Consider the following 12,170-nt stretch of genomic DNA (forward strand, 5'->3'; position numbering starts at 1 on the left):
CTAGAACTGCTTTAAGAATCTGATGTCGTTTTCGTACAGCAGTCTCATGTCGTCGATCTCATATTTCAGAAGGGCAATTCTCTCAAGCCCTACACCGAATGCGAAACCGGTATATTCATCCGGGTCAATTCCGCACATTTCCAGCACGTGCGGGTGTACCATTCCGCAGCCAAGGATCTCGATCCATCCGGATCCCTTACAGAAACGGCAGCCCTTTCCGCCACATTTGAAGCATGTCACATCCACCTCGGCGCTTGGCTCTGTGAACGGGAAATGATGCGGACGGAATTTTGTCTTTGTCTCCGGTCCGAACAGCTCTTTTGCGAAAACTTCCAGCGTTCCTTTCAGATCCGCAAAAGAAATATTTTTATCTACTACAAGTCCTTCGATCTGATGGAAAGACGGCGAATGCGTTGCATCCACCTCGTCAGAACGGAATACCCGTCCAGGAGAGATCATACGGATCGGAAGTTTCCCCTGCTCCATGACACGAGCCTGTACCGGGGAAGTCTGGGTTCTGAGCACGATATCCTTATTGATATAGAATGTATCCTGTTCATCTTTTGCCGGATGATCTGCCGGGATGTTGAGCTTCTCAAAGTTATAGAGATCGTATTCGATCTCCGGTCCTTCGACTACTTCATATCCCATACCGATGAAGATCCGCTCTACCTCTTCCTGGGCAATAGTGTTCGGATGACGGTGTCCCACTACATTCTTTTTGGATGGAAGCGTAACATCGATCACTTCAGCTTTTAATTTTTCTTCCCGGATCTTTGCATCCATCTTTTTCTTTGTCTCATCCAGAATACCTTCGATTTCCTGGCGGACTTCATTGACCATCTGTCCGACTTTCGGACGTTCCTCTGCCGCTACATCTTTCATTCCTTTGAGAACTGCTGTCAGTTCTCCTTTTTTACCTAAAAACCTGACACGTACATCATTTAATTTTTCCGGCACATCTGCAGACTGGATCTGCTTTAATGCTTCTTCTCTGATGCTCTGAAGCTTTTCTTTCATGATTTTCCTCCTTTACTCATCAACCAAGGCAGCCTGTACCGAACAGAAGGCTTTTCGTATTCAGGAAAGTCCAATCCTTTCCGGTAAACAAAAAAAACTCCGCCCCAAAAAGGGACGGAGAATCAATCCGCGGTACCACCCTGATTCCTGCCGTCAAAAGGCAGGCTCTCTTGTATGCGTAACGTGCACTACACGTCATTTCTTACTCTCTGTTCAGAAATGCAGCTCCTGTGGGAAATTCGGCATATCTGTCAAATCGAAAGGAGCTTCCAGCCTGCGGCTCCTTCTCTCTGTCGGAGATCAGATATCCTACTGACACATTCACAGCCTTTACTGTATCTTCTTTATTTTAAACATCCCCCTGCTCTTTGTCAAGTCCGGAACTCTCGAAAACTGCTTTAAATCCGGCGCTTTGAGGATCTTTTTCGAAACGTACAGCGCTCTTTGCAATCCGTTCGGTAAATACACTGTCGTGTTCTACAAAGATCATGGATGGTTTCCGCTCAAGAATCAGATTCTCAATCTGAATTCTTGTGAATATATCAATGTAGTTTAACGGCTCGTCCCAGATATATAGATGGGACGGCTCGCAGAGGCTCTTTGCAAGAAGCACCTTTTTACGCTGACCCTCGCTGTACTCCTCCAGACGCTTGTCAAACTGGTCTCTGGAAAAATCAAGCTTCCTCAAAACAGCCCGGAACAGCGTTTTATCAAGTCCCGCCTCCTCTTCTATCTCCGCCAGCGTTCCTCTCATTTCAGAAGAATCCTGGCTGACAACCGAAATCTTCAGGCCGCTTCCGGTCTGAATTCTTCCCTCATCCGGCTGATAGATCCCTGCAATCAGCTTCAGAATCGTCGTCTTCCCGCAGCCATTCGGCCCTTTCAAAGCAATCCGGTCTCCCCGCCGGATTTCCAACGAAAAGTCTTTCAAAATCTGACGGTCCCCGCGGGCAAACGAAATCCCTTCCACGGAAACAAGACGCTCCTTCTCATAATCCAGTGGAAACATTTTCAGTTCCTCCACCGTCTCGATGTCCTTTAAAAGCCCTGCCTTTTCTTTAGCCGCCTTCTCCATCCGGTGCTCCAGCACCTTGGACCGCTTCATCATCTTCGCCGCCTTATGGCCGATTGCACCACGGTCCGGCTTCAGTCCTCCCACTTTATGACCGATCTTTTCTTTCTCCTTATTACCTGCCCATCTTCCGGCCTCCCTTGCCGCCGCCTCCAGATGGCGGATCTCCTTTTTCAGCTTCTGATTCTGCTCCAACTCCGCCTGATCCCGCAGACTCTTTTCTCTCTGCCATGTCTGGAAACTTCCCTTGTAGATCCGGATGCTGCTGCGCTCAATCGCCATCGTATGATCCGTACAGGCATCCAGAAGTCTCCGGTCATGGGAAACAAGAAGGAATCCCTTCTTCCTGCTCAGATAAGAGGCCAGCATCTGCCTCCCCTCCTCATCCAGATGATTTGTCGGCTCATCAATCAGAAGGAACGCATGCTCCTTGGCAAACAGCACCGCAAGCTGTAGCCGGATCCGCTCTCCCGGACTAAGCGTCCCATAAGGCCGCTCCAGGATGGTCGAATCCATTCCCATCCATTCCATCTCTCTTAAAACTCTCCAGAACTCATAATCCGGATCAATTTCCTCCAGGACCTCCAAAGAAGACTTCCTCACATCCCGGATATCCACCGGAAAATACTCCGCCGTCTCCGACATACGGATCCTTCCCCGGTACGGATACGCACCCGATAACAGCTTCAAAAACGTCGTCTTTCCGGTCCCATTCCGACCAATCAGCCCCGTCCTCCAGTCCGTATCCAAAAGCACACTCACATGCTCAAAAATCGACTCAAAATGCGTATCATACGAAAAAGTAAGATCTGTAATCTGTATCTGCGACATCTCATCATCCCCTTTCACCATGCACACACTGCAAAAAAGCCCGACTTTAACTTAGGCTATACCGGGGACGTGTTCCGGTGCATCGGAACACGTCCCCGAACATCGCCAAAAGAAAAAGAGTCATGAAAAGAACAGTTCTTCTTTTCATGACTCTTCTGGTCATCTTTTCCTCTTGTTTCTATAATGAAAAAAGAATGTCTCTTCCTGCAATGTGTACGGGCAGAATCCGCCTCCGGCGTCTTCTGTGTACGTTATGTTTCATTGTCTTAACATTTACAGGAAGTAATGATCATCCTTTCACCTCATTTCTTATTTCTTTGCCTTTCCAGTATACGGTGTGCTGCCGCTGTCTGTCAAGCCTTATCCAGATTATCTTTGAAAATGGTAATGTTGATCACGCCGCCAAGCAAAATCATGTACATACAGAAGTACAGCCAGAGCATGACAAGGACAATGGTCGTCAAACTCCCGTACATAGTGGAAAATCCCTCAAAAATGTCCAGATAGACAGAGAAAATCAGGGAAATAATCTGCCAGCCAATTGCGCTGAAAACAGATCCTGGTATCTGATGCTTCCATTTGGTTCTGATTTTTACGTCCGGCAGAAAGCGGTACAAAAGCATACAGAACAGCATCATTACTCCGACTGTCAAAGAGGTTCGGATTCGGATCAAAAAGTCAACTGCCTTTTGCAACACCGGAGCGTTTATTTCTACGAAAATGCTGATCCGGTTTCCGAATACGGCAAGGAGAAGGCAGGAAATTATAACCAGAAGAAACAGCACCGTGTAAACGGATGCTCTAAGTCTCAGATAGAAATAGTTTCTCGTCTCCTTGCTCTGATAAATACAGTTGAGTCCGGACGTTATCGCAAGCACCCCTCTTCCAGCCGACCACAATGCGACAAGGATCGTCACTGGAATGATTGCTGTGGACTGGCTGTATACTTCATTGATAATGGATATCAGGAAGGGCGTGACAGTCTTCGGGAATACCTCCGTAACCGCCGTCATCACATCGCCTCTTGTAAGCGGCGTATACTGTACCATTGTCATTAGAAGCAGGATAATCGGAATCAGTGACAGGACAAAGAAAAACGCAGACTGAGCAGCATACGCCCCGACATGGCTTTGTGCCGCTCGATCCAATATTCTCATGATCCGGTCCCACTGTTTTTTGATCATATTCTACCTCATTCTGTCCTTTTTTCCTGTTATCATACCATCAATCCGCTGTAATTTCCACACCATCATAAAACATTCCAAGGATTGTTATATAATCTTTCCCTTTTTTTGCCATTTCATTCGCCCCATTCTGGCTCATTCCGATTCCGTGTCCATAGCCGCCTCCTTTAATGCGAAAACTTTCCCCCCGCTTTTCTACTGTAAAAAATGCACTCGGCAGCAGTTTAGCAGATGCTGCCTCTGTGCCGTCCTGTTTCTGGATTTTATACCCGTTTCCACCAAGTGCGCTACGGATTTTATTTTCCGTCCGGATCACAGCGCTTCCTTTGGATCCTGTTACTTTCATTTCCAGTGCCACATCTCCTTCCCCCCTTTTTGTAATTTCGATCTGCGAAATCGTACCGACATCCTGTCCGGTATTCAGTCCAAAGAGATTGGAAACGGTCTCAACCGGGATATCACAGCTCCAGGAAAACCACGGCAGATCTTTTTCATAGCAGGTTCCGTTTTCCTCCACCCTGGTCCCCTTCAGGTATGAATTAGCATCTGAAACTTTCGTGCCCCACGCCTCTACATTGGTGGTTCTTCCACAGGAAGTGGAAAAATAATACGCTTTCACCACAGTGTCATGATACTTCAGCTTCTCTCCCATTGTTGCGTCCACCGCGGCAATCGTCTTTTCCTGCTCGGCAGAATTTCCATAGACCTGATAAGCTGTACTGTCGTCCACATTGGCTTTATATTCCGGATACGCCTGCCCTTCCATATGACAGTAGGCATAGCTTCTTGCGCAGACTGCCTGTGCCTTTAATGCCTCTTCTTCATAGGAAGCCGGCATCTCACTCGGCACTACTGCATACAGGTATTCTTCCAGAGGAAGCTCGTTGATGACAGCAATTCCCTGAGCGGTAGAAAACAACTCCAGTTCTCCCCTGTAGGAAGGCACTCCGTATCCTCTCTTCAGACTGGAAATCGTAATCTTATCTCCCTCTTTTTTTGTTTTTACACGTATGGTTCCGCCCTCAAACAACGGATCATCCGGGGCAATCGTCACGGTCTCGCCCTCTTTGGCTTCCCGCTTTCCTCCGGCTCCTTCGAGAAGAAGTCCTCCCCCTGCCGATACGGCTACATTTGGATGTACTTCATCCGTATACCCTCCGGTCTTTAAAAGGACCCGTATGACGGGCTGCTCCTGCTCCTCTTTTCCTTTTTGCTCCTCCGGCGTCTTCTTCTCTTTTGTTTCTTCTTTCTTGGAAACCGCTTTCTTTCCAGTCTCCGTTTCATATCCGCCCGAAACCATATGCACCAATCCTACGCACAAAAAAAGACTCAGTATAATCCCGCCAAAATAATATAAAAAATTACCGTTCCAGTGTTTTTTCATCTTACGCACCTTGTCCGCCGCATTTATCCTAATGTATGTCTCATCTGTTTTTTATATGTATGTTTCCGAAGCGGCATCCTTATCCAAAGCACCTCCTCAAAGACATGTCGAAAAAAGCCGTCCTTTTCGGAAAACTTCCGCTATAAAGTAAAAAGCAGCCGTATCACGACTGCTCTTTCTCTTTCGTACGCACCCCCAAAATGCCGGCTCCTGTATTTTGACTCCTAGCAGTCCGCTAGGTGGGCAACCGCATCTGCTTTTCTGCCTTCCACTGATGTAATGAGGCCTGACATATTACAGAGATAATAGGAATCCCGTTTAAAGTTTTGTAGGTTCAAAATTACAAGAGTTATCGAACATTTCAGGTTAGATTTATTATACCGTATCCGCTTTCATCTTTCAATATTTATTTAGAATCCTTTTCCAAACACAAACAGAAATTTCTGGAAGAGATTTTTGGACGCCATACTTTTCTCCCGTACAGAAATACAGAGTTTTTCCAGTTCTTTGAGATCTCTTTTCTCCGGATTTCTGTTTCCAAAAGCTGTTTCCAGCAACCGGATGATGATCTTCCTGCTCCTCTTGTTGGAAATATGATAGGTTTCTTTCAGGATCCGGCAAAGCTCTTCCTCGTCCTCCGGAATCGGTTTCTTCCTGTCATACTCCATCATCTGATAAAGAATCCGGTACAGCCTGAGATATTTGTTCCGCAAGTCTTTCTGCATCCGGACGCTTCTCCATTTTCTTCTTCGTGCAAAAAGAAGTAAACAAAGCGCTGCCAGGGCGGCAGATACCGGGATTATCCAGATTCTTCCGGAAAACATCTCCTCTCTCGTTCCAGCTCCGTTTTGATTTTCTGATGACTGTCCTGTCCCGTCCTGTACATCTGTCTGCGTATCCGGCTGTGGTTCCTGCTGAGACGTAGAATCCTGCTCCGGTGTCTGCGGTTCTTCTGTCTGCGGATCCGTCTCCCCCACTACACTTACAGGCCCGTCCGGCTCTGATGTTCCTCCCGCAGAATTCTGCCGGTATGCCGGCGTCATTTCTGCCGGAAGCCATCCGCAGCCTTCTACGTAAACCTCCGCCCAGGCATGTGCCGTACTGTCATCGAGTTCAGCCAGATACATTCCGTCTTCTGTCTCTTCAAACTCTGACGGTCTTGCGATATATCCGGATACAAAGCGTGCAGGAATTCCATTCATTCTCAGGAACAGCACACCTGCTGAAGCAAAATGAACGCAGTATCCCTCGCGGCTTTCTCCAAGAAAATATTCAACGAAATCCTCTCCATCCGGTGTTCTCCCCGGGCTTTTTGTATAATCTGCAACTGTTCCAAGATAATCCGCCACCTCCCGGACTGTGCTGCGAAGTGTTCTTCCTCGAAGAATCCGTGCCGTATCCTCCCACTTTTCACGGAATTCTTCAGGCACCTGCAGATAGGTTTCGTTTACAAAGTCTGTATAGGCTTCTCTATCTTCTGTCTGCTCATATTCCACATTTTCCGGACTGATTTTCAACTCTCCGATATCGCCTGCCAGAACAGCTTCCACCGTATAGTTTCTTCCCCGGCCTTCCACATAGGTATCTCCATAAAAATCATCTGTCTGGCTGTTTTTATACGGAAGGTACCGGTACGCTCTGCTTGCCCCTCTTCTTGTAATTTCAGCTGTCACACTTTGATATCCGAGCTGTCCACTGTTTTCCCGCACTGTCTCATACTCTGCATTTCGTGCTCTGCTGATCTCTTCTTCGGAAAGTCCTCCTGTTTCCTTTGATTTTACCCACCGGCTGTCACGGTAATCCGTTCCGATATATCCCTGAAAATAAACGTCCTGCTCCGGCCGTTCTGAAAGGGTTACCTCAAGCTGAAGTTCACCGCTTTCCACCATTTCATCAAAAGTTCCCAGTTTCCCGTCCGACACGCCGCCGTATGCAGCCCGCGTAAAGAAGTCCTCGATCCGGTCCTGCCATGCTGCCGGATCCGCAAAAAAGGTTTCCATCTGCTGTTTCGGAATCAGCACGCCGGTTGCCAGTGCAGCAGCGGCCGCAATGACAAGCGGGCGTTTTGCGCTGACCGGACTTGCCATCACAAGGCAGAGAACCGCACATCCAAGCAGCGCCGCTCCCTCCGCCCTGATTGTCATTCCGGTAAAAAACGGAAAGGAAAAGACTGCCGCATAGAGAATAATCACAACCATGCGTAGCTTCCGGACAGATCCTGCCAGAACGCAGACTGCCAGAAACAGGCCGCAAAGTGCCAGCATCCCCGCTGCCATGGTCTTTTCGTCCGCCTGGACCCGTACTGTACTTTGTATTTCCCTGAAATACTGCTGAATCTGCAGCACGGAATTTCCGATGATCTCTTCTTTCAGCCCCTCCTGTATGGCCTCTCTTTGCACAAACCAGAACCATACCACAGGAAGAATTCCCACAGCACATCCTGCCCATACATATTTTTCCATCCACACATACGGAAACCAGCAGATCACAAACATCAGCATTCCGATTCCGAACATGCGGATATCAGCTGCCGGATCGAATACCGATCCGAAAGCAAAGTATACACCGCTACTTCCTGCTGCCGCAGACAGAAGAATCCAGATTTTTTCCCATCGATTACTATCTATCTTTTTTGTGTTCATACTCCCTGACCACCTATATTTCCAATACCGTCCTGTTTAATTCTTCTACAAATGTTTTCTCGTGAAAGAAAACCGGCATCTCCTCTCCGCACTGAATAGACAGATCTCCGCCAATACGCACTGCTTTCAAGTACGGTTCAAAAAATTCGTGCCGGTACAGATCTTCGTCAAGTCTGTCAAGTTCGGAAATCTGCGTGGAAGAAAGCGCTAAAAGCCAGTCGTAAAAAGTCTCCTCGTTCTTCACCAGAAACCTTTTAAAAACCTGTGTCCTGCTTTCTTTCCAGACTGCATAGAACCGACAGGATTCCTCCACCATCGCCCGTCCGGCTGAAGCCGCCAGATTCAAAAACACATTGCCCGCCTCTTCTGTCATTTTCGACTCACCCGGATCCAGAAGAAGAATGACAGCCGCTCCTAGAGGGAAACTGAATTCCTTCATGTACAGCTCATCTGTTCTCGCGCTCAGCTTCCAGTGAATCTGGGCAATTCTGTCTCCCGGCTGATATTCATGGACGTCAAACACCTCGGACGTATCGTCCCCGCCCCGGTCTTTTGCGTACTCTTCGCCTTCTGTCACAAACAGGCGGACCGCTTCGCTGATCTCGGCAAGCACCGGATACGCCTTCGGCACAATGTGAATCTCCGCAGGGACAGACTGCAACTTCCGGATCCGGATCCTGAACATACCGGAAGCATCGGTCGTCACCGCTTTTTTCACTTTGACTTCATGCTTTCCACAAGCGCTGGCCTCATATGGAAACAGAAAGGTATGCTTCTCCCCTTTTTTCAGGTTCCGCACCGTCTGCTTTTTATGTTCAATCTGTACTCTGAGAAACGGGATCCGAAACACTCCGCAGTTTTCCACTACAAAAGGAATATTCAGCGTTTCTCCTTCTTCCGCCATCTGAAAATCCCCCTGCGGGCAGATCCGGATCTTCGCTCCCATCATTCTGGCCTGAAGGCACAAAATAACCGGAAATACAAGTTCTACCGCAAGTATATATCTACCGTCCGGCCACTCGTAAACGAGATTCAGATAAACTGTTGCGAGAACGGCAGCCAGATACAACCATTTTTTCATTCTCTTCTCCCTTTTCCGGCCTTTGGCTGCGTGATCATGGCAAGAATCTCCTCGATCACCTGGGAAGATTCCATCCTGGCCGCCCTGGCCCTGGCACTTAAAAACAGCCTGTGAACCGCCACATCCGGGAACACCTTCGCCACATCCTGTGGAATACAGAAAGTCCGTCCTTCCAGATAGGCATACGCCTTCGCCACTTTTGCAAGCGCAATCGTACCCCTCGGACTGATTCCAAGCCTGACCATCTGATGGTTTCTGGTTGCCTCCACAAGCCGTCCGATATACTCATAAACCGCATCATGCACATAGACCTGTTCCACTTCCGCGCTCATCTCAAGAAGCATCTCCGTTCCGACTACCGCCTTGACCGCATCTGCCGGATTCCCTTTCTGACTGCCCTTTACGATCTCAATCTCTGCCTGGATATCCGGATAGCCCATGGAAATACAGATCATGAACCGGTCCAGCTGTGACTCCGGCAGCATCTGTGTCCCCGCAGAACCAAACGGATTTTCCGTCGCGATCACAATAAACGGATCCGGCACCGGGTATGTCTTCTGATCCACCGTCACCTGTCCCTCCTCCATAACTTCCAGAAGCGCTGACTGTGTTTTCGGTGACGTCCGGTTGATCTCATCCGCCAGAAGCAGGTTACACATCACCGCTCCCGGCTGATAGACAAACTGCTGGGTCTGCCTGTCATAAAGAGAAAAGCCGACAATATCCGCCGGCAGCACATCCGGAGTAAACTGCACCCTGTGCCGGTCCAGGCCCATACTTTTTGAAAATGCGACCGCCATCGTCGTCTTCCCGACTCCCGGAATGTCCTCGATCAGGACATGTCCGCCCGCCAGAATTGCGGCCATTACCTTTTTAATACAATCCTGTTTTCCGATGACAGCCTTCTGCACCTCCTCGATCACAGAAGCGGCCGCCATCATTCCATATGTTTTCTCCATACCCTGTCCCCTTAGCTTTTTTTCCATTGTACCAAGTCGCTAGCGCGACGGCTAGTGCAAGGTACGCATTTCCATCACTTTTTTCCAAAAAAAGTAGCAGTTTTTGTATTTATGTTGTATTGTTGAGTTACCACACACACCAATCTTCATAAACCGCCAACTGCTATGATTAGTTTAACATGTTTTTTTATCCTCTACAACTACATATCTCTTTTTTTCCCAAGACCTCCTCCTTGACAGGTCCTTTCACTGCCGGTCTTTTATTATTTTTTTCAAGGAGGTTCCGTCATGGACTATTTCAATATTTACCGGGAGATGATCTCCCTCCGGGGTCTTACTGACCATACTTTAACTTCTTATTCTACTTATATCCGTTCTTATCTGGATTACCTTCACTCTGTTCTTCACAAGCTGCCTGAGGAGGTCTCCTGGGATGAACTCCGGGATTTTATCCGCTGGCTTCAGAAGAATCGGTCCCTTTCCGACCGTACCATCAATGCCTGTATCTCCCAGCTCCGGTTCTTCACCATCTACGTGCTTCATAAACCATGGGATCCAACACAGCTTCCTATCAGGAAATTCGATTCCTATCTTCCCTTTGTCCCGACCAAAAAGGAAGTCCATACTTTTATCTCCACCCTGTCGGATCCAAAACCCAAAGCGATGGTTGCACTCATGTATTCTGCCGGCCTCAGGGTCAGCGAAGTCTGTAATCTCCGTTACTGTGATATTGAGCGCAAAACGATGCGGATCCATGTTGCGCGCTCCAAAAACCGCTCCGACCGCTATGCAATCCTTTCCCAAAAAGCTCTTGATCTTCTCACCCGCTACTGGTTTGCATGCGGCCGTCCCTGCGGCTGGCTTTTCCCGAAACAGACGGACCCTTCCCGTCCCATCGATACCTTTTACGTTACAAGACATCTGCGTGCCCATGAAGAATTTCTCGGCTGGGAACACCGGTTCACCTGCCATTCTTTCCGGCATGCCTTTGGAACTCACCTTTATGAAAACGGGGCCGACCTGCTTACCATCAAAAATCTCATGGGACACAAGTCCTTGAAGTCGACCCTGATCTATATCCATCTTGCTTCCTTCCAGGACAGGCATGTCTCCTCTCCTTTTGACTGGACGGGAGGTGATTCCGTTGAGTAACCTTCCGATTCAAAAAGTCTGGCTGGATTCCTATGACGATTACTGTCTCTCCCAACAGGTTCAGTCTCCGGAACAGCGGAAAGCCTCCCGTGCAATCCTTGCCTGTAAGTCCGGCGGGCTTGGTGTCAATGTCAGCAGGTGTTCTGAGTGCGGTCATATGGAGTTCCATAATAATTCCTGCCGCAGCCGCAGCTGTCCAAACTGTCAGGGTGTATTCAAAGAACTCTGGGTCGATCAGCGCAGGGCGGAAGTCATCGATTCCCCTTACTTCCATGTGGTGTTTACGCTTCCTCATGAGCTCAATCCCCTGATCTACTGCAACCAGAGACTCCTTTACGGTCTGCTCCATCAGTGCTGTGCCCAAACCCTTCTGGAACTCTCTGCTGACCGGCACTATCTCGGGGCTAAGCCTGGAATCATCCAGGTGCTCCACACCTGGAATCAAGAACTAGACTACCATGTCCACATGCATTGTATTATCTCCGGCGGCGGACTGACCCCTGACCGGAAAATCCGGAAGGCTTCCTCTGCCTTTTTTATTCCGGTCTATGTCCTTCGGGATAAATTCAAAGGAAAATATCTCGCCCTCCTGGATTCCCTCTACCAGCAGGAAAAGCTTGTTTTCTCTTCTTCCTGTCATTCCCTGCAGGATCCCCGGGAATGGAAGCGTTTCAAAAACAACTTGTATAACAAAGACTGGTGCCCTTATATCAAAGAGACGTTTAGCGGGTTTGGCAATGCCATCGAATATCTTGGGCGTTACACGCACCGGATTGCCATTTCGAACAACCGCATCCTTTCTGTTTCGGAAACCGAAGTGACTTTCTCAGCACGGGGAAAAAAAC

General features: G+C 48.5%; 9 protein-coding genes, 1 other RNA gene and 1 other annotated feature. Of the genes, 2 read left to right on the forward strand and 8 right to left on the reverse strand.

The window, feature by feature from the left end; all coding sequences use genetic code 11:
• The 8 genes from pheS to B5G11_RS15380 all read right to left on the reverse strand — a co-directional run bounded on the left by pheS (window position 1) and on the right by B5G11_RS15380 (window position 10,173).
• Window positions 1-1,020 (reverse strand): phenylalanine--tRNA ligase subunit alpha, encoded by a 1,020-nt coding sequence (gene pheS, locus B5G11_RS15345; protein WP_087167447.1) that lies wholly within the window; start codon window positions 1,018-1,020, stop codon window positions 1-3.
• 107 nt (window positions 1,021-1,127) lie between these two features.
• Window positions 1,128-1,354: a binding site (T-box leader), on the reverse strand.
• 15 nt (window positions 1,355-1,369) lie between these two features.
• The gene (gene abc-f, locus B5G11_RS15350; RefSeq protein WP_087255395.1) at window positions 1,370-2,923 is read right to left on the reverse strand and encodes a ribosomal protection-like ABC-F family protein; all 1,554 of its coding nucleotides are present in this window, start codon (window positions 2,921-2,923) and stop codon (window positions 1,370-1,372) included.
• A 353-nt stretch (window positions 2,924-3,276) separates the two neighbouring features.
• Entirely contained in the window at window positions 3,277-4,107 is an 831-nt protein-coding gene (locus tag B5G11_RS15355; protein ID WP_087167449.1) for a YihY/virulence factor BrkB family protein, read from the reverse strand.
• Window positions 4,108-4,147: 40 nt separating this feature from the next.
• Window positions 4,148-5,407 carry a SpoIID/LytB domain-containing protein gene (locus B5G11_RS15360; protein ID WP_242959081.1) on the reverse strand — a complete coding sequence of 420 codons (1,260 nt, stop codon included), beginning with the start codon at window positions 5,405-5,407 and terminating at the stop codon, window positions 4,148-4,150.
• Between the two features lie 272 nt (window positions 5,408-5,679).
• Window positions 5,680-5,862: non-coding RNA, 6S RNA (gene ssrS / locus B5G11_RS15365), on the reverse strand.
• A gap of 39 nt (window positions 5,863-5,901) precedes the next feature.
• Entirely contained in the window at window positions 5,902-8,133 is a 2,232-nt protein-coding gene (locus tag B5G11_RS15370; RefSeq protein ID WP_087255401.1) for a transglutaminase-like domain-containing protein, read from the reverse strand.
• Window positions 8,134-8,146: 13 nt separating this feature from the next.
• A complete protein-coding gene (locus tag B5G11_RS15375) occupies window positions 8,147-9,214 on the reverse strand; it encodes a DUF58 domain-containing protein (RefSeq protein ID WP_087255404.1) in 1,068 nt (355 codons plus the stop codon).
• Window positions 9,211-10,173 carry a MoxR family ATPase gene (locus B5G11_RS15380; RefSeq protein ID WP_242959082.1) on the reverse strand — a complete coding sequence of 321 codons (963 nt, stop codon included), beginning with the start codon at window positions 10,171-10,173 and terminating at the stop codon, window positions 9,211-9,213. Before B5G11_RS15380 ends, B5G11_RS15375 begins: the two co-directional genes overlap by 4 nt.
• Before the next feature lie 288 nt (window positions 10,174-10,461).
• On the opposite strand from B5G11_RS15380, the gene B5G11_RS15385 reads away from it, so the two are divergent.
• On the forward strand, window positions 10,462-11,325 hold the full coding sequence (locus B5G11_RS15385) for a tyrosine-type recombinase/integrase (protein ID WP_087255407.1): 864 nt from the start codon (window positions 10,462-10,464) through the stop codon (window positions 11,323-11,325).
• Window positions 11,318-12,170 (forward strand): transposase (locus B5G11_RS15390; protein ID WP_242959083.1); only part of this gene is annotated, 853 nt, incomplete at its 3' end. The genes B5G11_RS15385 and B5G11_RS15390, both read left to right, overlap by 8 nt.

The organism is Drancourtella sp. An57, assembly GCF_002161525.1.
GTDB classification, from domain to species: Bacteria; Bacillota; Clostridia; order Lachnospirales; family Lachnospiraceae; genus Sellimonas; species Sellimonas catena.